18 protein-coding genes are annotated in these 20,809 nt (G+C 65.9%); 13 read left to right on the forward strand and 5 right to left on the reverse strand.

Translation table 11 applies throughout. From position 1 onward, the window contains the following. The first annotated feature begins 1 nt into the window (after position 1). From QWG60_RS04285 to QWG60_RS04320, 8 genes are all read left to right on the forward strand, one after another. On the forward strand, positions 2-2,056 hold the full coding sequence (locus tag QWG60_RS04285; RefSeq protein WP_290130922.1) for a type VI secretion system Vgr family protein: 2,055 nt from the start codon (positions 2-4) through the stop codon (positions 2,054-2,056). Beyond that, positions 2,057-2,980 (forward strand): DUF4123 domain-containing protein, encoded by a 924-nt coding sequence (locus QWG60_RS04290; protein WP_146909684.1) that lies wholly within the window; start codon positions 2,057-2,059, stop codon positions 2,978-2,980. Continuing rightward, positions 2,973-6,326 carry a T6SS effector BTH_I2691 family protein gene (locus tag QWG60_RS04295; RefSeq protein WP_146909682.1) on the forward strand — a complete coding sequence of 1,118 codons (3,354 nt, stop codon included), beginning with the start codon at positions 2,973-2,975 and terminating at the stop codon, positions 6,324-6,326. Before QWG60_RS04290 ends, QWG60_RS04295 begins: the two co-directional genes overlap by 8 nt. Positions 6,327-6,396: 70 nt before the next feature. Next, entirely contained in the window at positions 6,397-7,140 is a 744-nt protein-coding gene (locus QWG60_RS04300; protein WP_290130923.1) for a hypothetical protein, read from the forward strand. A gap of 193 nt (positions 7,141-7,333) precedes the next feature. After that, the gene (locus tag QWG60_RS04305) at positions 7,334-7,729 is read left to right on the forward strand and encodes a hypothetical protein (protein WP_146909678.1); all 396 of its coding nucleotides are present in this window, start codon (positions 7,334-7,336) and stop codon (positions 7,727-7,729) included. A 268-nt stretch (positions 7,730-7,997) separates the two neighbouring features. Beyond that, entirely contained in the window at positions 7,998-8,531 is a 534-nt protein-coding gene (locus tag QWG60_RS04310; protein ID WP_146909676.1) for a hypothetical protein, read from the forward strand. Positions 8,532-8,667: 136 nt separating this feature from the next. Continuing rightward, positions 8,668-9,801, forward strand: a complete 1,134-nt coding sequence (locus tag QWG60_RS04315; protein WP_246124720.1) for a hypothetical protein — start codon at positions 8,668-8,670, stop codon at positions 9,799-9,801. A gap of 96 nt (positions 9,802-9,897) precedes the next feature. Further along, entirely contained in the window at positions 9,898-10,287 is a 390-nt protein-coding gene (locus QWG60_RS04320) for a hypothetical protein (RefSeq protein WP_146909674.1), read from the forward strand. Between the two features lie 114 nt (positions 10,288-10,401). On the opposite strand, the gene asd is transcribed toward QWG60_RS04320, so the two are convergent. Genes asd through rsgA form a run of 4 tightly spaced genes read right to left on the reverse strand, consistent with a single transcriptional unit; the run spans position 10,402 to position 13,345 of the window. Next, complete coding sequence (asd, locus tag QWG60_RS04325; RefSeq protein ID WP_146909672.1) at positions 10,402-11,238, reverse strand: archaetidylserine decarboxylase; 837 nt, start codon at positions 11,236-11,238, stop codon at positions 10,402-10,404. Between the two features lie 16 nt (positions 11,239-11,254). Next, positions 11,255-11,386: a hypothetical protein gene (locus QWG60_RS04330; protein ID WP_281288400.1), complete on the reverse strand. Its 132-nt coding sequence runs from the start codon at positions 11,384-11,386 to the stop codon at positions 11,255-11,257. Positions 11,387-11,421: 35 nt separating this feature from the next. Further along, positions 11,422-12,252 carry a sulfurtransferase gene (locus QWG60_RS04335; RefSeq protein WP_146909670.1) on the reverse strand — a complete coding sequence of 277 codons (831 nt, stop codon included), beginning with the start codon at positions 12,250-12,252 and terminating at the stop codon, positions 11,422-11,424. A gap of 58 nt (positions 12,253-12,310) precedes the next feature. Continuing rightward, a complete protein-coding gene (gene rsgA / locus QWG60_RS04340) occupies positions 12,311-13,345 on the reverse strand; it encodes a small ribosomal subunit biogenesis GTPase RsgA (protein ID WP_146909668.1) in 1,035 nt (344 codons plus the stop codon). Positions 13,346-13,429: 84 nt separating this feature from the next. On the opposite strand from rsgA, the gene orn reads away from it, so the two are divergent. Beyond that, positions 13,430-14,023 (forward strand): oligoribonuclease, encoded by a 594-nt coding sequence (gene orn / locus QWG60_RS04345; RefSeq protein ID WP_046079152.1) that lies wholly within the window; start codon positions 13,430-13,432, stop codon positions 14,021-14,023. 17 nt (positions 14,024-14,040) lie between these two features. Here the strand turns inward: orn and queG are convergent, their stop codons facing one another. Beyond that, positions 14,041-15,147: a tRNA epoxyqueuosine(34) reductase QueG gene (gene queG / locus QWG60_RS04350; protein WP_146909665.1), complete on the reverse strand. Its 1,107-nt coding sequence runs from the start codon at positions 15,145-15,147 to the stop codon at positions 14,041-14,043. A gap of 112 nt (positions 15,148-15,259) precedes the next feature. On the opposite strand from queG, the gene QWG60_RS04355 reads away from it, so the two are divergent. The 4 genes from QWG60_RS04355 to mutL are packed head-to-tail and all read left to right on the forward strand — an operon-like array spanning position 15,260 to position 20,807. Continuing rightward, the gene (locus QWG60_RS04355; protein ID WP_146909663.1) at positions 15,260-16,765 is read left to right on the forward strand and encodes an NAD(P)H-hydrate dehydratase; all 1,506 of its coding nucleotides are present in this window, start codon (positions 15,260-15,262) and stop codon (positions 16,763-16,765) included. 2 nt (positions 16,766-16,767) lie between these two features. After that, entirely contained in the window at positions 16,768-17,298 is a 531-nt protein-coding gene (gene tsaE, locus QWG60_RS04360; RefSeq protein WP_246124722.1) for a tRNA (adenosine(37)-N6)-threonylcarbamoyltransferase complex ATPase subunit type 1 TsaE, read from the forward strand. Beyond that, a complete protein-coding gene (locus tag QWG60_RS04365; protein ID WP_046079149.1) occupies positions 17,295-18,746 on the forward strand; it encodes an N-acetylmuramoyl-L-alanine amidase in 1,452 nt (483 codons plus the stop codon). The genes tsaE and QWG60_RS04365 overlap by 4 nt, the downstream gene beginning before the upstream one ends. 18 nt (positions 18,747-18,764) lie before the next feature. After that, positions 18,765-20,807, forward strand: a complete 2,043-nt coding sequence (gene mutL, locus QWG60_RS04370; RefSeq protein WP_146909658.1) for a DNA mismatch repair endonuclease MutL — start codon at positions 18,765-18,767, stop codon at positions 20,805-20,807. Positions 20,808-20,809: the final 2 nt, after the last annotated feature.

Here is a 20,809-nt window from a genome sequence, read left to right on the forward strand (position 1 = left end):
CATGGCCGACCGTAGCGGACTGCAGTTCACCCTGAGCCTCACGGGGGCCGAGGACGCCGATCTGGCCGTCGTCGACTTCACCCATGAAGAGGCGCTCTCGGCGCCCTTCCACCTGCGGGTGAGCTTCGCCAGCCGCGCCGCCGACCTCTCGCCCGAGGCGCTGCTCGACCGCCCGGCGAGTCTGACCGTGTGGCAGGACGGCGTGGCCCAGCGCCGGGTCCACGGCATCGTGGCCGAGTTCGGCCGCGGCGACCGCGGCCATCGCCGCAGCTTCTACGAGGTGGTGATCCGCCCCTCGCTGTGGCGGCTCTCGCTGCGCCAGAACTCGCGCATCTTCCAGCGTGTCTCGCCGCTGACCATTCTCAACACCCTGTGCGAGGAGCGTGGCCTGACCGACGTGGCCTTCGCGGTGACCCGCGAGCCCGCCGAGCGCGAGTACTGCGTGCAGTACCGCGAGACCGACCTCGAATTCCTCGAGCGCCTGGCCGCCGAGGAAGGGCTGTTCTATTTCCACGAATTTGAGGATGCCGATCTTGGCGCCCATCGTCTGGTGTTCGCCGACGATCCCCAGGTGCTCACCGGCCTCGGCGAGCGCCGCTATCATCACCGTGCCGGCGGCACGCCGCCCCAGCGCCATCTGCGGCGGCTGACCCAGACCGCCCGGGTGCGCCCGGCCCGGGCCCAGCTCAAGGACTATTCGTTCAAGCAGCCGGCCTATGCGCAGCTTCATGACCAGCAGGGCAAAGGGTTAGAGCAGCACAGCCAGCGCGAGGACTACGAGCACTACGACTACCCGGGCCGCTACAAGGCCGATGCCTCGGGCCGTGCCTTCACCCGCCACCGGCTCGAGCACCTGCGCCACGACGCCCTGACCCTGGACGGCGAGAGCGACCTGCCCGAACTCACCCCGGGTGCGCGCTTCACCCTGGCCGACCACGACGTCGGCGAGTTCAACCGCGGCTGGCAGGTCGTCAAGGTGGTCCACCAGGGCGAGCAGCCCCAGGCGCTGGGCGAGGATGCCGTGCAGGCCGACGGCATGACGCGGTATCACAACACCCTGAGCCTGACCCCGGACGATGCCGCCTGGCGCCCCGCGCCGCGGCCCAAGCCGCGGGTCGACGGCCCCCAGGTGGCCTTCGTGGTCGGCCCCGAGGGTGAGGAGATCCACTGCGACGAGCACGGTCGGGTGCGCTGCCAGTTCCCCTGGGACCGCTACGCCGAGCCCAATGAAACCGCCAGCGCCTGGCTGCGCGTGAGCCAGGGCTGGGCCGGCGGCGGCTACGGCATGATGGCGATTCCGCGCATCGGCCACGAGGTGATCGTGTCCTTCCTCGAGGGCGACCCGGATCAGCCGCTGGTCACCGGACGCACCTACCACGCGGTCAATACGCCGCCGTATTCGCTGCCGGAGCACAAGACGCGCACCGTGCTGCGCACCCAGACCCACCAGGGCGAGGGCTTCAACGAGCTGCGCTTCGAGGACCAGCACGATCAGGAACAGATCTGGGTGCACGCCCAGAAGGACCTGGAACTGCTGACCGAGAACGACCGCACCGAGGAGATCCGCCGCGACAGCCACCTCAAGGTCAAGCGCGATCGCGTCACTGAGATCGACCGCGACGACCACCACACCGTGCACGGCGAGCGGCGCACCCAGGTCGACGGCGACGATCATCTCACCGTGGGCCAGACCCGCCACGAGAAGATCGGCCGCGCCCAGCTGGTCGAGGCCGGCAGCGAGGTGCACCACAAGGCCGGCATGAAGGTGGTGGTCGAGGCCGGCGCCGAGATCACCCTCAAGGCCGGCGGCAGCTTCGTGAAGCTCGACCCCTCTGGGGTGACCATCGTCGGCCCGAGCGTGAAGATCAACTCCGGCGGCAGCCCCGGCAGTGGCACCGGGCAGAGCGCCCAGGCGCCGATCCTGCCGGGGGAGGCGACGGAGGAGAGCCATACGATCGTGGCGCCGATTCGCCACCGGGCCCAGCTCACCTCGATGCTCAAGGCACCGCCCAGCTGCGAGATCTGCGAGGCGGCCGGCGAGCAGGGGCAAGGCTAGATGATACGGTCGGATCGCATCACGCATGTACTGGTGGATGGAGTGCGCTACCCGGATGCGCTCAGGCGGCTCTATGCGCGAGACGATCTGGCCGAGATCGAGCCGCTCTACCTGATGACGCGTTTCAAGGATCTTGCCGAGCAGGGGCCGATTCTGGTGGCGCCGCGGGGTCGGGGCTTCGTCGACGAGATCCTGGCCGAGGGCGACGGCGAGCTAACCCGCGCCATGTCGCTGCTGACCGCTTCGGCGACCACCGAGGCCCTGGGCGACCATCTGCTTCGATTCGTCGAGGCGGAGATCGACGGCATCTCCCGGCTGGTGAGGTTCGCCGACCCGTTGGTGCTGCGGCACTGGCTGGCGAGCTTCGGCGACATCGTGCCGGCCGAGGTCATGGGCCCCATCCACGCCTGGCGAGTGGCACACTGGGCCCCGGCCTGGGGCGCGACGGCCGCGCCGCAATGGCGAGTCTTCGAAGCGAGCGAGTCTTCAGTGCTGGAGGCAGGGCGGGGGACGCCTGTGCCCGCTATGATGGGCGCGCCGCAGCAAGAGGCGCTGGAGGCGGTGGCGCGCTGGCAGTTCAAGGAGCGACTATCGGCGTATTTCAGCCGCCATCTCGGCGAGGCCTGGGCGGAGGTGCCGCTCGACCGGCGCGGCGATTGGCTGGACGCCCGTCTGGATGATGCCCAGGCCTGGGGGGCGCAGACCGAACGCCAGTTCGCCATCTGGTGCGAGCTCGCCCTGCGCCGGGGGGAGACGTTCATGACGGCGAGCGATGGCCTCTACGCGCGCTGGGTGGCGGGCGACGCGTCTCGGGGCGAGCTTCCCCGCCAGCAGCAACTCTATGCACTCGATGACTGGAGCCGCTCGGAGGCGGCGGATCAGCAGAACGGAAACCGGACCACAAGGATGTCATCCCATGACTGATCGACACGCCCAGCAGGACGCGCGCGATGCCGAATTCGGCGAGACCCCGTTAGGCTCGGCGAGTATGTGCCCGCTGTATCGCGAGGGGGCCATCTTCCCGGTGCGCTATGCCATCGATGAAACGTCGAGCGAGTCCGAGGACATCCAGGGGCCGCACCCGCTGGCCGAAGGATGGGACGATCACGGCTATCCGGCCCTGCAGACGCGCAGCTACTGCCTGCGTCAGCTGCGTGACGGCTGGCTGTACGTCTGGGATGAGGTGGACCGCACCTTCCACGAGTACCGCATCGAAGGGCATCGGTTCACGCGCATCGTCTGGCCCGAGAACATCAACGACACCCGCCCCGACGTGCGCGAGGGGGATGGTGGTGGCGAGAGCAAGCCGTACCTGCTGTACCCCTGCCGCAGCCGTATCTGGCTGGCCTATTCCTCGGTGCAATGGACCTGGCGCATCTGCGAGCACCTGCGCTCTAACGTGGACTCCCGAGAGCGCTTCATGCGCAAGCTCGACGTGCGCTCGGCCGTCGAGGCACCCGGCAGCGTTGCCCATGTGGGGCCGCTGACGGAGCTTGGCCAGCACGTGGCCGATGTGACGCCGCAGGGGGCGGCTCGCGATTTCGAATCCGCCACGGTGATGACGAGAGCGCTCACCGAGGAAGAACAGGAAGGATCCGAGGAGTCGGCTTATACCACCCTGGCATTCAAGCCCGAGATCAGCCAGGACGCGGTGCTGGCCCAGGTGCCCGACAAGGATGAGGCCCTGTTCGTGGCGCTGGATGACGATCTTGGCATTGCTAACGACCTGACCATGCAGCTGCTGGGTGTGGAAATGGCTCGCGAGCAGTTCGAGGACGAGCATGGGCATCGCCTCAATACTGCGCTGATGGTGCAACGGCTGTGCGGTATCGATGAGAGCGATCTTCCCGAAGCCGTGCGTGACGATCCCGAGCAACAGCGCCGGGCTATCGAATTGCTGGACCAGCATTATCGCCTTAAACAGAGCGACGAACTGTCGACGGCGGTTAACCGGGGTAGCCCTTTCGATTCGGCGATCCGCGCGAATGCCAATGCCAACAATCGTCAGGCTCAGCTGGAAGCTTACGAAGCCGAGCTGGCCGAGCTTGGGATCGAACCTCGCGACGATGACGACTTTCGGGAGTGGAAGGCCAAGGCGATCTGGCGCAACGATGTGGATTACGAAGGAGCATTGGCCTTCATCGATGAGCGGCAGCCAGAACTCGAGCGCCTGCAGCTGCATTGCCGTCGCAATCGCGAGGACCTGACCACTTGGCTGGATCGCCTGCCGACATCGGCCCAGGCGCTGTGCTTCGATGGCTGCAATGTGTTGCAGACTCGGGCACTCATCGAGTTCACACGGATGGTGAGCGAGGCACTCGGTGCCAGTGAGGAAGGACAACAGTGGATGACCGAGCGGGCGCAGCAGCGCGACAACTTGGTGGGGCTGGCGCTGTTCAATTTCTCGCCCGAACTGGAACAGGCCCTCACCCAAGTGGCACATGACTTTATCGAGACCGAAGAGTCGGACGGCCCATCGGTATCGGACGCCGCAAACGTGGCTTCTCGGGCAAACGAGACAAAGGGCGTGCTTGATCTCAAAAGCGTTCGTGACAGTAGCGCCTTCCAAGCCCTGGCGCCGCATGTCCAGGAGTTCCTGGATACTCTGGTCACGGCCGTGCAAGGACCGGCCAAGCTCGCTTGGGAAGGGCTAGCCTACCAAGTGTTACCTGCGGTGGGCGCGGGCGCTTCAGTCAGTGCCGAGCGTCTTGCTCAGGGGCTCTCTCAGACCATGCAAGCGGCTTTCGTGCATCCCGATAACGCCGCCAAAAACACCCAACTGGTCCGGGATGGAGACTTCGAGGCTCGCCACCGTCGTTGGCGGGGCAATGTCGTGCGCCGTCAAAACAGCATTCGTGGCCTGAGAATAGCGCTAGCACGTCCAGCTGCGCCACATGACCGTGCTGCGCAGTTGAAGGATCTCAATGGCCAGCAGCAGGAGCTCGATGAGCTGATGACCCGTGAGCCGAAGCAGTTCGTCGCTCATCAGGCAGGAAGCTCCGGTGGGCCGAGCGAAACTCTAGGCTTTGATGAGTTGCGTGAACAGAATCGGCTCAAGCTTCAGGAAGGTGCCGCCGCTGCCCAGGCTCGAATGCGGGGGTGGATGAATCGCTATGGTGGTGGGCTACCGCTGTTGATCGCCGGGCTGAATCTGCTGAACGTCGGCAACACCCTCGCCACCATTGAGCGCGACGGCATGGATAGTAATACCCGGCAATCCCTGATCAGCGGCTTGGGTTACACGACCAACGCGGTAATGGCGCTATGGGTGGTGCCGTACTGGAACAAGCATGCTGAACGTGTGGGGGCATTAAGCAAAGGAACCTTTGAGTTAGCTAAAAAAGGCATTCGTGAATGGCGCCAGTTAAAAAATTGGTCCTTTGTCCGAACAGCCGCCAAACTGACCACCCGTGTGGCCGGCATGGCGGTGTTTGGGGCAATTGGGGCGTTAACAGAAGCGTTGCAAATTTGGGGTCAGCTTGGTTCTACAACCAGTACCGAAGAGAGCTTAGCGCTGCGAGCAAAATTCACGAGTACTGTCGCGATGGGGCTTTTATCAGGCGCACAGTTTGTTGGAGCCCTGTTGGGCAGGTGGATCGCTTTCGCCTGGATCATGGCACCTTGGACAGTCTGGGTCTTCGCCATCGCCGGGGTGGTGTATCTTTTCTCCTCCTTTATCGCGGGACATTATCACCGCGAGGGTATGCGTCTTTGGCTCTACCGGAGTGGTTGGGGGAATTCCCCTCAGTGGTCAGATGATGACGAAGGTCAAGCTGACGAATGGCGCGCCCTGTTGGAAACCCTCTACCAACCATCAGCCCGCCTGGAGCCGGTAACCACCCTTGGTTACCGCGGGCGGGCACCGGTTCAGGTCCATCAAGGGTACTGGCTCAAGATTGCGCTGCCCTCGATGCTGTTGGGGGAAAAGCTCAAGCTCTCTCATAATGCGAGCCGAGGCTTCTGGGCGCCGGCTTCAAGTTTCGAGGATCGAACTGAGCGTTTGCCCGATGAACTGCCGGGATTGGCGGACTACGATCCGCAGGAGACCCGTGTCTGGCAGGCCTGGCTGCCTGCCGATGTACAAGCCCCGGAGGCGGAATTTTCGTTGTCGATTGATTATCCGGCGACGCTACTGAGCTCCCCTAATGGCGCTGACTTTGTATTTTATAAGCCAGAGGCAGATGCGGGTGGTTTTACCCTGGAGCCGGCGGAGAATGCCATTGGTCGCCAAGCGATGGGCCGAATGTTCAATCTGACGGTCCCGGCTTGAAGTTATTCGAGATATTGACGGCTAGTATGTAAGTATTTTGATTCAGTATCTTTAAAAAGGTGTTCGTATGATGTGGTTCATTCAGCCAGAGAAAAATTACGTTCCTGAGATGCCTTGGGAGCGTGCCGCGGAGTCAGAGGTGATGAGCTGGCAAATTCGGGTGCGTGACTATAATACTTTGGTGGCGAATATAGCGTTTCTTATTATTATGCTGTTTTCTGGTAGTGTCTGGTTTTTTTCTGCTTATTCTTTTCTGGGGAAGGACGAGTATATGCCGACAGTTTGCGTAGCGATGTTTTTTTTGATGACTCCTGTGTTTATGGGCATGACCCATCAGACCTCTATTATCGTCTATCGATTGACGGATAACGGCTATGAAAAGATATCGTGGAAACCCCAGATTGATTCGGTGAAGCCGGTGATGAAGTGGACGGCAATTGTCTCTGGTATTGCCGTTCTAGTGGCTACCTTCTTCAATCCCTACTTTATTCTTGGTGCCGTAGGGCCGGCCGGCTTTGGTTTGATTGCGCTGGCCATGGGGAACTCTGGTGGCTACCAAAAAATGGCTCGTGACGAAGAATATGCCAGTTATTCGTGGGACGAAGTGGAAGAAGTCGTTTTTTGGGATAAGCGACGCCTCATTGGTTTGCGAATGAGTTATGAAAATGATGAGGGTGAGTCGTATTCCATTTATCATAAAATTTATTGCAAAAAGGGCGAGGTTAAAAGATGTCTGGAGTTTGTCCGTAAGAAAGCTTCTTCAGTAAATTATGTTGAAAGAAAGCTGAACGTTTATGGGTCTTTTGCGACATGATTCAAAACGCTATTTTCGAAGGGCTGAGCCTGAGTCAATACATCAGGTTATATGAAATAGGTTGCAAGGCAGAGTTGCCATGCCCATACATTCTTGTCATGTAAAGCGCGTTGTCTTCTGTCTTCTACGCCGGCCGTAGCGTGGCTTATGGTCGAGCCGGTCGGAGGCGCTGGAACAAGCAAGGAGGCAGGACATGATCGATGCCGCGCAGCCGGAAGAACAGCAAGGGTACGAGGACACGGCCTTCTCGGCTGAGAGAATCCCCCGGCAGGCACCGCCGCCACCCAAGGGAACCCTCGGCAAGCTAGGTGACGCCTTCGATATAGCGCGCCTGCCTTGGGGACATTATATTGGCGTTAATCCGTCAGAGTATGAATATGAGTATTCGGAAGCTTGGTATCGCAACTATAAGTACATGGGTGAGTCAGATTTTTACGACCATACAATGATTAATGAGATGCGCTGGTCGCAGTTCATCGATGAGAAAATCAGTCTTATCTATCGCTTTTTTCGTTTTTGGTTCGTTTTCTGGACCCATCTTTTTAGTTTTATTGGTCCAGGAGGAAAAAAGGGGGGGGTGGCTTTTTAGTGGCGTCACGGCGGTTGGAACCATCTTGTTTCTTTTTGCCGCGGATACCATCTTGGCAGCGCTAACACCGCTAGCGATCGTGGTGGGGGCTTGTGGGGTATGTACTGTGCTAAGAAGACTTTTCGAAACTCAGAGTATTCGTTTCTATAAGAGTAACCAGAATTGGTCGGACGATGTCGCTTTTTGCCGCCGCTCCGGCCTGGTCAAGAGCTTTCAGGGCAACTTTCCCTTCTATGAATTCGATGCCTTCATCGAGATGGCGGCGGATATGAAGGGCAACCAGCGCCATACCCTCAAGGTGCGCCATCGCTACCCGCAGTTCAGCAAGGACAAGCGTAACGGCCTGCCATTGGAATTCACCTTTCCCACCGATACCGGCAGCATCGCCGAGCGCTACGCCATGTGGGACATGCTGAGCCGCTTCATGGACGTCAGCCAGCCGCTGCCGGACATTCCCCGGCTGGAGCCGTTCCGCCATCTCGATCCGACCACCCGGGCCTTCGACGAGGCCGGCAAGCGTGGCCGCCCGGCCACCTACTGGCGTGACCTCTATGCCAGGGTGGACGAGAAGGAACTGAATCGCCTGCGGGACGAGCATCACGAGAAGGTGAACGCCGCCCCCTGGGGTAGCCGCCCCGATCTGATGGCCCATTCGGTGCCGGGTTATGAAGACAGCTACACCGCCGAGCCCGAAGACGTGAATGCCTACGCGCACGCGCCTACCAAGAACGTGCGTTTCGTGGAGCGTCCCGCGGCGGCCTCTTCGGATGACGCTTCCGATCAGCACGATACCCAGCGCTGAATCTCTCGAGTCTCGGTGCTGACGGCATTACCGAGAGATTGGTTATTCGCATGGCAAGGACGCCGTGCCCCTCAATTTCCGCCAGGGAAGGTGCGCTGTCGCTTGCCCCGGCGGTAGCGTTCTTCAAGGCTCACGCATGTCTGCCAAAGAAACTGAAATTCCCAGACCCGATATGGCTCAGCCTCACCGCGCCGGAGATATCACTCCTTTCCCGGCAGGCAAGATCATCTACCTTTCCCCTGTGCCCTTGCCCACGGGAGCGGCACCCGTCGACTTCAATCAGGCTGTCGGCGAGGTCAACGATTCTTATCTGGACTTGGGCGGTAGCCTGCCCACGCCGTTTACCTGGCAGTTTACCCTAGGGATTCCTTTTATCAGTTATTTGATGCTGGCGTTCTTGATACCTTTGGCATTAGGGGTTGCAGGGTGGATAAGTGGTAAAAGTTTGGATATGTTTTTTTTAATTTCAGGGCTTGTGTTTGATGAGATATTTGCGACGATGTCCGTGATATGTTTTTTTATATTAGTCATGGCGCTGTTTATAAAATGCCAATACCACTTCAAATTTCGCAATGATGTTCCCACACGCTTCCACCGGCAGCGTCGTGAAGTGGCCTTTTCGCCGGGCGGCGGCAAGCCGCCGATCGTCGTGCCGTGGGAAAGCGTGGCGGCCTGGTTCACCGAGGCACAGGGCGCGATCCAGTACGGCGTGCAGCGCCAGTATGCCCTGGGGCTCGGCTTTATCGATCCCGAGACGGGGAAGCAGCATTTTGTCGAGCTTCAGCAGCCGGGCCGGCCGCTGGCGATGGGGCTGTGGGAGTCGGTGCGGGCCTATATGGAATACGAGGTGCATACCCGCGAGGAGATTCAGGATCCGAACGGCCTGCATCGCCCCGAAGATCCGCCCTACGAGGGCGTGCATACCTTCCATCACGCTCGCCGTCGACTGCATCGTCGCCATCGGGATGGCGAGATCGGCCTGTTCAAGGTTTCCATGTGGTACCTGTGGCACATCATCGATCTGTGGACGATTCCCTTCCATCTCGCCGAGTGGGAAATCCGCGCCATCCAGAAGGCCGGGCGCAAGACCCTGCCGGCGAGTCTGGAGGAATGGTCGCAGCCGATTCCCAAGGAGGAATGGGCCCAGCCCAGCGAGGTACTCGAGCGCCTCTCGGCGGAGGTTCGCAAGCGTCACGCCCAGCAGCCCAACCGGCCGATCACCGCCATCTTCGCCGAGGTCTACGCCGAGGAGACGACGCTCCCGGCCTGACGGGAGCGATCGGGGTTGCCGGATGCAGCGATCTGCACGATCGATGCCGCAAGGCCGTTACAATGGCGCCCACATTTATTTCTTGGAAAGCGCATCATGAAAGATTCGGGTATCAAGGTCGCCACCTATGTCTGCCCGGCATGCAAGGAACGGGTCGGCCTGCGGCATCGCCATGCGCTGCGCCTGCTGCGCAACGAGACGGCCGAGTGCCCCAAGTGCCGGGCCGACGATCTCGTGGCGGGGGAGTCACGCGAGACGCTGTCCAGCCATCTTCGCCAGATGGAAGAGGCGGCGAAGCAGTATTCTCGTATCGTGCTGGTGACGGTGCCGATCATCCTGGCCACCCTGGCGCTGCACTTCTTCGGCAAGATCCCGACGCCGGTCTTTGCGGGGATCTTCATCGTCGCCATGGGCGTTCAAATCCTGGGCAAGCCGAGGAAGGCCGTGCGCTCGCCGGTCGAGATCGCGCTGGAGCGCTCGAGCTGAGCCGCTGGCGATCGTGACGTGACATGATCGGCCGCTAACGACAGGGCCCACTCATCCGAGTGGGCCCTGTTCGTTGGTGGCTCGATGGTGAAGCAGGGAGCCGGGCGGTTGGTGTCAGTCGAACTTGCCGAGCCGCTGGCCCATCCTGACCGTCTGTTCCGCGTCCAGGCCGTTGAAATCGACCGGCTCGGCGAAGGTCATCACCACGGTGGAGCCGAGCTTGAAGCGGCCCATCTCCTCGCCCTTCTCGAGATGCACCGGGGTGTCGAAGCGGATGCGCTGCACGCCGCCACGGGGCAGGGGCGTGATTTGCCCGGCCCACACGGTCTCGATGGCGGCGACGATCATGGCGCCGACCAGCACCAGCGCCATGGGACCGTGCTCGGTGTCGAAGTGGCACACCAGGCGCTCGTTGCGGGCGAAGAGGTTGGGCACGTGGTGGGTGGTGGCGGCGTTGACCGAGAACAGTCGGCCCGGCACGTAGACCATCTCCCTGAGCGTGCCGGCCACCGGCATGTGCACGCGATGGTAGTCGCTGGGCGAGAGATAGACGGTGGCGAAGCTGCCGTCGCGATAGCGCCCGGCGGCTTCCAGGTCGCCGCCCAGCAGGTCGGCGGCGGTGAAATCGTGGCCCTTGGCCTGGATCAGCCGGCCGTGCTCGAGGCGCCCGAACTGCGAGAGGGTGCCGTCGGCCGGCGAGACCAGCCCCTCGCCGATGGGGCGGGCGCCGTCCTTCAGCGGCCGCGTGAAGAACTCGTTGAAGCTCGGATAGGCGCTCGGGTCCGGCTGGTGGGCCTCGCCCATGTCCACCTTGAACTGGCGGATAAAGGCGCGAATGGCGAGGTCCTTGACCCAGGACACCCGGCAGTCGGCGAGCCGGCCGATCAGCCGCGAGAGCAGGTGGTGGGGCAGGGGATACTGGATCAGGGCGAACAGCTTGGCTGGGGTCACGAGGAGAGCATTCCGGTTATGCGGTGAATCGGAGTTCGGCGATGTCGATGAGATCAATGATATGACCGGTTAGCTTGAAGCTGGAAGAGCGGCGCTTCGCGCCTGGAAGCCGGAAGAAAACCTTTGGCCGCTTGATGGCCGGGTTCATGCTTTTTTTCCAGCTTCCAGCTTCCAGCTTCCAGCTTATTTCTCGATCGGCGTGTCGTCGCGGTTGCCCCATTCCTTCCAGGAGCCGGGATAGGCGCGCATCTTCCCGAAGCCGAGCGCCTTGCCCACCAGCCAGGTGAGGCCGCTGCGGTGGTGGGTCTGGCAGTGAGTGACCACTTCCATATCCGGCGTCAGGCCCAGCGTCTCGAGCTCGGTGATGAGCTCCGCGTAGTCGCGGATGCGCAGGTCGCGCGCCTTGTCCATGGCGTCGAGCCAGTCCAGGTTCACCGCGCCGGGGATGTGGCCGAGGCGCTTGTTGTCGCCCTTTTCGCCGTCGTACTCGGCGCGGGTGCGGGCGTCCCAGATCGCGAAGCCCTTCTCGCCCAGGCGCTCGGTCAGCTCGACGCGGTCGATGGCCACCTCGGGATGGAGGATCTCGGCCCGATAGTCGCTGGGCGCGGGGGCGGTCGTCTCGGTGGAGGTCGGCAGCCCGGCGGCGCGCCAGGCGTGGATGCCGCCGTTGAGATAGGAGTAGCGGGTGTGGCCGATCAGCTCCAGGGTCCACAGCAGCCGGCCGGCCCAGCCGCCGCCCTCGTCGTCGTAGGCCACCACGTGGGTGTCCCGGGTCAGCCCCAGCGAGGAGAACAGCGCCGACAGCGCCTCGGCGTCCGGCGCCTCGTTGGGCACGTCGCCCTCGCCGCGGAGCAGCCGCTTGGGGTCCAGATAGACGGCTCCGGGCACGTGGCCCTGCTCATGGCTTTCGGCCTTCAGCGGCACGTCGATGATCAGCAGCGAAGGGGCGTCCAGCTGCGCTTCGAGCTGCTCGGGCTCGATGATCAGCGGCAGCAGGTTGTCTTCTGAACTCATGGGGCTCTCCTTGATCTTTCTGGCCTTAACGTCCTGGCTCGGGCGTGCCGTTGTGCTCTCAGCTCTCTTCGAGACTATCGACGATACGGCGGTAGCTGGCAAAGCGGTCGGCGTGAATCTCGCCGCTCTCGACAGCGGCCAGCAGCGCGCAGCCCGGCTCCTTGCGGTGGCGGCAGTCGCGGAAGCGGCAGCGGCCGAGGTGCTCGCGGAACTCGATGAAGCCCTCGGCGACCTGCTCCTCGTCCAGGTGGATCAGGCCGAACTCGCGGATGCCGGGGGAGTCGATCAACTCGCCGGCCTCGGCGTCGTCCTGCTCGCTGGAGGCGAAGCGGTAGAGCCGGGCGGTGGTGGTAGTGTGGCGGCCCTTGCGCGAGTCCTCGGACAGCGCGCCGATGCGCAGTTCCTCGTCCGGCAGCAGGCGGTCGATGAGCGAGGACTTGCCGACGCCGCTCTGGCCGACGAACACCGAGGTGCGGCCGGCCAGCCGCCGATGGAGGGCGTCCAGGCCGCCGTCGCGGGCGGTGGTGGTGGTCACCACCGGATAGCCGAGTGCCGCGTAGCGTTCCAGCAGCGCGCCGAGCTCGCCGCCGTCCTCGGGCAGCAGGTCGGCCTTGTTGAGCACCAGCACCGGCGCGATGCCGGTGGCCTCGGCGGCCACCAGGTAGCGATCGATGAGGTTGGCGTGGGGCTCGGGCTCCACGGCGAACACGATCAGGATCTGGTCGATGTTGGCGGCCACCGGCTTGAGCTGTCCCCGGGAGTCGGGGCGCTCGAGCACGCTGGCGCGCTCGCCGCGGGCCACCACCACGCCGCTGCCGTCCTCGCCGGCGCGCCAGATCACCCGGTCGCCGGTGACCAGCCCTTCCAGGTTGGCGCGCAGGTGGCAGCGCACCGGATCGCCGTCGCCCTCCGGGCGCACGTCCAGGGTGCGGCCGAAGTGAGCGATCACCCGTCCGGGCTGTTCGGCGCCGTATTCGCCGGCGTCGAGCTTGTCGGCATCCTGCTGGCCGCGCTTGTCGGCACGCTTGGCGCGTTCGGCCTGGATCTTCTCGATGCGCCAGCGCTGCTGGCGGGTCAACTTGCGTTTGCTCATGAGGGCCCGAAGGTCGGTACAATGGCGGCATTGTACTCATCAACGGGGCCGGCTGTCGCCGGCCGCACGACCAAGGAATGTCCCATGGCCGCGAACCAAGATGCTCAGGATCCGCGCACCCAGCGCCTGGTGTGGATCGACCTGGAAATGACCGGGCTCGACCCGAACCGCGAACGCATCATCGAGGTGGCCACCCTGGTCACCGACGCCGAGCTCAACGTGGTCGCCGAGGGGCCGGTGATCGCCGTCCACCAGCCGGACGCCCTGCTCGAGGGCATGGACGACTGGAACCAGAAGACCCACGGCGCCTCGGGGCTGGTCTCGCGGGTCAAGGCCAGCACCGTCGATACCGCCAAGGCCGAGCAGGAGACGCTGGCGTTCCTGAAGGCGCACGTGGCGCCGGGCAGCTCGCCGATGTGCGGCAACAGCATCCACCAGGATCGCCGCTTCCTCGAGCGCGAGATGCCCGAGCTGCTGGCCTTCTTCCACTATCGCAACCTGGACGTCTCGACTGTCAAGGAGCTGGCCAAGCGCTGGAATCCGGGCGCGCTGGTCGGCTTCAGCAAGCGCAACGTCCACCTGGCGATGGACGACATCAAGGAATCGATCGCCGAGCTTTCGCACTATCGCCAGACCTTCCTGCGCCTCGAGGACGAGGACGGCGACGAGGAAGAGTAAGCGGTTCGTGGTCGGGGCTAGGCCTCGACGGCGATCATGTTCCGCTTCTTCTCTTGCTGCCGCGCCAGCGCCCAGCGCACGTGCTCGCGGACCAGGTCCGAGGGATACGCCAGCCGGGCGCGTAGCGCGGCCTCCACCGTCTCGCTCCAGGGCGCATTGCCGAGCCCCACCGCCAGGTTGCGCAGCCAGCGCTCATAGCCGATCCGGCGGATCGGGCTGCCGGCTGTCCTGTCCAGGAACTCCTCCTCGCCCCAGGCGAACAGCGCGACCAGATCGGCGCGATCCAGATCGTGGCGCGGCGCGAAGTCGGCCTCCCGGCTGGCCCGGGTGAAGCGGGTGAAGGGGCACACCAGCTGGCAGTCGTCGCAGCCGAACACCCGGTTGCCCATGGCGGCGCGGAATTCCTCGGGGATGGCGCCGTGCAGCTCGATGGTGTGGTAGGAGATGCAGCGTCGTGCGTCGACCACCTTGTCCTCGACGATGGCGTCGGTGGGGCAGGCCGTGCGGCAGGCGCTGCAGCTGCCGCAGTGCTCCGTCTCGAAGGGCGCGTCCACCGGCAGCGGCAGGTCGGTGTAGAGCTCGCCGAGGAAGAACAGCGAGCCGGCCTTGGGGTTCAGCAGCATGGCGTTCTTGCCGAACCAGCCGAGCCCGGCCTTGCGCGCCAGGCCGCGCTCCATCACCGGGGCGGAATCGACGAAGGCGCGATAGCCGAAGGGGCCGATCTCGGCCTGGATCTGCTTGGCCAGGCTCGCCAGGCGCTTGCGCATCAGCTTGTGGTAGTCGCGCCCGACCGCGTAGCGGGAAACGTAGGCTTTCTCCGGCCGGGCCAGCATCTTGGTGGTTTCCACCTCCGGCGGGAGGTAGTCCAGGCGCACGCTGATCACCCGCACCGTGCCGGGCTCGAGCTCCGCGGGGCGGGTGCGCTTGGTGCCGTGCTTGGCCATGAAGCCCATCTCGCCGTGATGGCCGGCGTCGAGCCAGCGCTGCAGGCGCGCCTCGTCCTCGGCCAGGTCGACGTCGGCGATGCCCACCTGCTGGAAACCGAGTTCGCGGCCCCAGGTCTTGATGCGCTCGGCTAACTGAGTGAGATCGGGGGCGTCGCCCGGGGGAGACGGCTGGGTCATGATTGAGGAAACACCGTTCGTAAAGGCGCCGCGACGCTTGGCGAGCGGCGGGAGACAGGACACACTTCGTGGAACGTCCATGGTAAAGCATCGCCTTGAAGGGAGACAGGGAATGACGGCATCGTCCGAGGCATCCGGCCGGGCGCTGTATCGCGCCGAGCAGGTCCGCGAGCTGGACCGTCGTACCATCGCCGCCGGCATCGCGGGCTTCGCGCTGATGCAGCGCGCCGCGGCGGCGGCCTTTCAGGTGCTGCGCGAGGCCTGGCCAGAGGCCCGCTCGCTCAGCGTGCTGTGCGGCGCCGGCAACAACGGCGGCGACGGCCACGTGCTGGCGGCGCTGGCCGCCGCCGAGGGCTGGACGGTGCAGCGTGTGGCGCTCAAGCCGGTGGAGGCGCTGACGGGCGACGCTCGCCTGGCCGCCGACATGGCCACCGCGGCGGGCGTGGGGCTCGAGCCATGGCGGCCGGGGCTCACGCTTGGCGGCGAGGTGGTGGTGGACGCGCTGCTCGGCACCGGGCTTGCCGGCGAAGTGCGCGGCGACTTCCGCGAGGCCATCGCCGCGATCAACGAAGCCGAGCGGCCGGTGCTGGCCATCGACATTCCCTCCGGCGTGCACGCCGATACCGGCGCCGAGCTCGGCGTGGCGGTCAAGGCCTCGCGCACGGTCACCTTCATCGGCGACAAGCTGGGGCTGCATACCGGCCGCGGCCCGGCGCTGACCGGCGAGGTGAGCTTTCGCTCACTCGAGGCGCCGGCATCTTCCGCGGCCGATATGGCGCCGGCGGCCGAGTTGCTGCACCGCGATGCCATCGCCGCGGCGCTGCCGCCGCGCCCGCTGGATGCCCACAAGGGCGATGCCGGCCATGCGCTGGTGCTCGGCGGGGCGCCGGGCTTCGGCGGCGCGGCGCTGCTGGCCGCCGAGCACGCCGCCCGGCTGGGCGCCGGCAAGGTCAGCCTGGCCACTGCGCCGGAGCACGTCACCGCGAGCCTGGTGCGCCGCCCCGAGGTGATGGTCCACGGCGTGCGCGGCGCCGCCGATCTCGGCGAGCTGCCGGGCCATGCCGATGTGCTCGTCGTCGGCCCCGGACTGGGGCAGGGCAGCTGGGGCCAGGCGATGCTGCAGGCCGCCCTCGACGCCGGCCGGCCGCTGGTGGTCGATGCCGACGCCCTCAACCTGCTGGCCAGCCGCTTCGGCGGCCTGACCCGTGACGACTGGCTTCTGACGCCGCATCCCGGCGAGGCCGGCCGCCTGCTGGGCACGAGTGCGGCCGAGGTGGAGGCCGACCGCCCGGCGGCGGCCGCCGAGCTGCAGCGCCGCTACGGCGGCACGGTGGTGCTCAAGGGCGCCGGCAGCCTGATCGCGGGGCCCTCGGGGCTCGCCGTGTGCCCCTACGGCAATCCGGGCATGGCCAGCGGCGGCATGGGCGATGCGCTGTCCGGCATCCTCGGCGCGCTGCTGGCCCAGGGGCTCGACGGCGAGAGCGCCGCCCGGGTCGGCGTGATGGTGCACGCCCTGGCCGCCGACGAGGCCGCCGCGGCGGGCGGCCAGCGTGGCCTGCTGGCCGGCGATCTGGCATCCTGTGCGCGAATTCTGGTCAACCCGACGATGGGCGAATGACGATGCAGCTGCGACTCGATGACGAAGACCGCCAGGTGGCCTTCGGCGAATCCCTCGGCCGGGCCCTCGACGGCCACGGCCTGCTCTTTCTCGAGGGCGAGCTGGGCGCGGGCAAGACGACCCTGACCCGCGGCATCCTGCGCGCCTACGGGCATCGCGGCGTGGTCAAGAGCCCCACCTACACCCTGGTCGAGCCCTACGCGCTCGAGACGGTGCGCGTGAACCACTTCGACCTCTACCGCCTGGGCGACCCCGAGGAGCTCGAGTTCATCGGCGGCCGCGACCTGCTGGCCGACGATGCCCTGTGCGTGATCGAGTGGCCGGCCCGCGGCGAGGGCTGGCTGCCGACGCCGGACCTGACGGTGGCGCTGAGCCTGGACGGCGAGGGCCGCCGGGCGACGCTGGCCGCCGGCAGCGACCACGGCCGCGCGGTGCTCGAGCGCCTGGCCGCCGATGCCTCTTTGTCTGCAGCAGAGCGGCCCGAGGCAGAGCAGCCCGGGGCGACGGGTTCGCAAGGCGGCCGCCTCTCATGAGTCGGGGCAACGTGTCCCGGCGTCTGCTCGGCGGCCTGCTGGCGCTGGCGGCGCTGATGCCGTCCGCGGCCTTCGCGGCCAGCGTCGACAACCTGCGCCTGTGGGCGGCCCCCGACCATGCGCGGCTGGTGTTCGACCTGTCGTCCTCGGCCGAGGCCAATGTGTTCAGCCTCGACGATCCGCGCCGGCTGGTCATCGACCTTGCGGACACCCGCCTGGCCGCCGACGTCGAGCGGCTCGACCTCGAGGGCAGCGCCATCAGCGACGTGCGCACCGGCGTGCGCGACGGCGATGACCTGCGCGTGGTGCTGGAGCTCAATCGCGAGGTCGAGCCGCGCCACTTCAGGCTGGCGCCCAACGAACAGTACGGTCACCGCCTGGTGGTCGATCTCGAGTATCCCGGCGAGAGCGCCGTGGAGGACCCGATCGATCCCATCGAGGCGATGATCCGCGATCAGGAGATCGCCGCCGACCGCGCCCAGGCACAGGCTCGGGTGCAAGGGCGCGATGTCGTCGATTCGGCGCCGGTGCAGGAGCCGGCCCAGCCGCATCCCAAGCGCGATATCATCATCGCCGTGGACCCGGGGCACGGTGGCGAGGACCCCGGGGCGATCGGGCCCAGCGGCACCCGGGAGAAGGACGTGGTGCTGGAGATGGGACGCCGGCTGGCGCGCAAGATCAACGCCACCGAGGGCTTCAAGGCGGTGATGATTCGCGACGACGACTACTACGTCGGTCTGCGTCAGCGCACTCGCATCGCCCGGGAGCAGAAGGCCGATTTCTTCGTCTCGATCCACGCCGATGCCTTCCGCAGCCCGCGGCCCCACGGCAGCTCGGTTTTCGCGCTGTCCCAGAGCGGGGCGACCTCCGAGACCGCCCAGTGGCTGGCGGCCTCCGAGAATCGCTCCGACCTGATCGGCGGCGTCGACGGCAACCTGTCGCTGGACGACAAGGACGAGGTGCTGCGCGGTGTGCTGCTCGACCTGACCATGACCGCGACCCTGAACGACTCGCTGACCATCGGCGGCCAGGTGCTCGACCGGCTGGGGCGGATCAACGACCTGCACAAGCCGCGCGTCGAGCAGGCCGGCTTCGTGGTGCTCAAGTCGCCGGACATTCCCTCGCTGCTGGTCGAGACCGGTTTCATCTCCAATCCCGACGAGGAGCGTCGCCTGCAGCAGCCGGGCTATCAGGACCGGATGATGGACGCGGTGTTCGGCGGCATCCGGGCGCATTTCCGGCGCAACCCGCCGCCGGCCAGCCTGCTGGCCTGGCAGCGCGACCAGGGGCGTGGCACCGGGGGCAACGAATACCGTATCCAGCCCGGCGACACCCTGTCCGAGATCGCCGCCCGCCACGGCGTGCCGGTGGCGCAGCTGCGACAGGCCAACGAGCTGAACGGCGACGTGATCCGGGTCGGGCAGGTGCTGCAGATTCCCCGTTCGTGAGCGGAGCACGGGAGCGTTATGAGCGATAACTCACATATCCGGATCCTCGATCCCCGGCTGGCCAACCAGATCGCCGCGGGCGAGGTGGTCGAGCGGCCGTCCTCGGTGGTCAAGGAACTGGTCGAGAACGCCATCGACGCCGGCGCGCGCCGCGTCGAGGTGGAGCTGGAGTCCGGCGGCGCCCGGCTGATCCGGGTGCGCGACGACGGCGGCGGCATCGACGAGGACGACCTGCCGCTGGCGCTGTCGCGTCATGCCACCAGCAAGATCGCCTCCCTCGAGGACCTCGAGGGCGTGGCCAGCCTCGGCTTCCGCGGCGAGGCGCTGGCCTCGATCAGCTCGGTGTCGCGGCTCGAGCTGGTCTCCAATACCCAGGACGATCCCACCGGCGGCTGGCGGGTGGTGGTCGAGGGCCGGCGCATGGAGCCGCGGGTCACGCCGTCGCCGCATCCGCGCGGTACCTCGGTGACGGTGCGCGACCTGTTCTTCAACACGCCGGCGCGGCGCAAGTTCCTGCGCACCGAGAAGACCGAATTCGGCCACGTCGAGGAGGCCTTCCGCCGCCAGGCGCTGTCGCGGCTGGATGTCGGCTGGGTGCTGCGCCACAACCAGAAGACCATCCATCAGCTGCGCCCCGGCGGCGATCTGGTGGGCCACGAGCGTCGCCTGCAGGCGCTGCTCGGCAAGGGCTTCCTGGAGAACGCCCTGCATCTGGACCTCGAGACCGGCGGGCTGCGCCTGTGGGGCTGGGTCGGGCTGCCGACCCATTCCCGGGCCCAGGCCGACCAGCAGTACTTCTTCGTCAACGGTCGGGTGGTGCGCGACCGGCTGGTGGCCCACGCCATCCGCCAGGCCTATCGCGACGTGCTGTTCCACGGCCGCCATCCGGTGTTCGTGCTGTATCTCGAGGTCGACCCGACGGTGGTCGACGTCAACGTGCACCCGACCAAGCACGAGGTGCGCTTCCGCGACGGGCGCATGGTCCACGACTTCCTGTTCTCCAGCCTGCACCGGGCGCTGGGCGAGGCCCGTGCCGGCGCCAGCGCGGGCGGTGAAGCGGAAGAGGACGAGGCCAGCGAGGCCGGTGTCGCCACGCCGGGCGAGGCGTCGCCCCAGGCCAACGAGGTCCGCGAGGGGGCGCCCCAGCCCGCCTGGCAGCAGCAGCCCATGGCGCTGCACGGCCGCGCGGAGGAGGGCGAGCGCAAGGTCTCGCCGGATCGCGTGCGTGCCTTCATGGAGGGCTATCGGGCGCTGCATCCCGAGCACGAGGAGAGCCTGCTGACGCCCCAGCCCGCCGCCCCGGGCGCCGGCGGGTCCGCCGCCGACGTGGCGCTGGCCGAGCGCCAGGCGCGCGCGCCGTTCGGCGCCGCGGTCGCGGCGCCCGCCGAGAGTCCGGTGTCGCCGGAATCGACGCCCCAGGCCGCGCCGCGGCCGGCGATGCCGGAAGCCGATGCCACCAAGGCGCCGCCGCTGGGCTACGCCGTGGCGCAGCTGCACGGCGTCTATATCCTGTCCCAGACCGAGCGCGGGATGGTGATTGTCGACATGCACGCCGCCCACGAGCGCATCGTCTACGAGCGCATGAAGACCCAGGTGCACGGTGGGGCCGGGGGCGAAGGAGGATTGCAGGCGCAGCCGCTGCTGGTGCCGGTCTCGCTGGCGGCCAGCGCCGCCCAGGTGGCCACCGCCGAGGCCGAGCACGAGGCCTTCGCCCGGCTCGGCGTGGAACTCGACGTGGCCGGCCCCGAGACGCTGCTGGTGCGCCAGGTGCCGACGCTGCTGGTCGACGCCGACGTCGAGCCGCTGATCCGCGACATGCTGGGTGACCTCGAGCGCTACGGCCGCTCGGACCGCCTCGAGGCGCACATCAACGAGCTGCTGGCCACCATGGCCTGCCACGGCAGCGTGCGCGCCAACCGTCAGCTGACGGTCGAGGAGATGAACGCCCTGCTGCGCGACATGGAGATCACCGAGCGCAGCGGCCAGTGCAACCACGGTCGGCCGACCTGGACCGAGCTGAGCATGAAAGAACTGGATCGCCTCTTCCTGAGAGGTCAATAAAC

The sequence above is a fragment of the Halomonas halophila genome (assembly GCF_030406665.1).
GTDB classification, from domain to species: Bacteria; Pseudomonadota; Gammaproteobacteria; order Pseudomonadales; family Halomonadaceae; genus Halomonas; species Halomonas halophila.

Coding starts and splice junctions, on each gene's coding strand:
- QWG60_RS04285 (WP_290130922.1), top strand. CDS start 2: ATGGCCGACCGTAGCGGACTGCAGTTCACCCTGAGCCTCACGGGGGCC.
- QWG60_RS04290 (WP_146909684.1), top strand. CDS start 2,057: ATGATACGGTCGGATCGCATCACGCATGTACTGGTGGATGGAGTGCGC.
- QWG60_RS04295 (WP_146909682.1), top strand. CDS start 2,973: ATGACTGATCGACACGCCCAGCAGGACGCGCGCGATGCCGAATTCGGC.
- QWG60_RS04300 (WP_290130923.1), top strand. CDS start 6,397: ATGTGGTTCATTCAGCCAGAGAAAAATTACGTTCCTGAGATGCCTTGG.
- QWG60_RS04305 (WP_146909678.1), top strand. CDS start 7,334: ATGATCGATGCCGCGCAGCCGGAAGAACAGCAAGGGTACGAGGACACG.
- QWG60_RS04310 (WP_146909676.1), top strand. CDS start 7,998: ATGAAGGGCAACCAGCGCCATACCCTCAAGGTGCGCCATCGCTACCCG.
- QWG60_RS04315 (WP_246124720.1), top strand. CDS start 8,668: ATGTCTGCCAAAGAAACTGAAATTCCCAGACCCGATATGGCTCAGCCT.
- QWG60_RS04320 (WP_146909674.1), top strand. CDS start 9,898: ATGAAAGATTCGGGTATCAAGGTCGCCACCTATGTCTGCCCGGCATGC.
- QWG60_RS04330 (WP_281288400.1), bottom strand. CDS start 11,386: ATGAACCCGGCCATCAAGCGGCCAAAGGTTTTCTTCCGGCTTCCAGGC.
- QWG60_RS04335 (WP_146909670.1), bottom strand. CDS start 12,252: ATGAGTTCAGAAGACAACCTGCTGCCGCTGATCATCGAGCCCGAGCAG.
- rsgA (WP_146909668.1), bottom strand. CDS start 13,345: ATGAGCAAACGCAAGTTGACCCGCCAGCAGCGCTGGCGCATCGAGAAG.
- orn (WP_046079152.1), top strand. CDS start 13,430: ATGGCCGCGAACCAAGATGCTCAGGATCCGCGCACCCAGCGCCTGGTG.
- queG (WP_146909665.1), bottom strand. CDS start 15,147: ATGACCCAGCCGTCTCCCCCGGGCGACGCCCCCGATCTCACTCAGTTA.
- QWG60_RS04355 (WP_146909663.1), top strand. CDS start 15,260: ATGACGGCATCGTCCGAGGCATCCGGCCGGGCGCTGTATCGCGCCGAG.
- tsaE (WP_246124722.1), top strand. CDS start 16,768: ATGCAGCTGCGACTCGATGACGAAGACCGCCAGGTGGCCTTCGGCGAA.
- QWG60_RS04365 (WP_046079149.1), top strand. CDS start 17,295: ATGAGTCGGGGCAACGTGTCCCGGCGTCTGCTCGGCGGCCTGCTGGCG.
- mutL (WP_146909658.1), top strand. CDS start 18,765: ATGAGCGATAACTCACATATCCGGATCCTCGATCCCCGGCTGGCCAAC.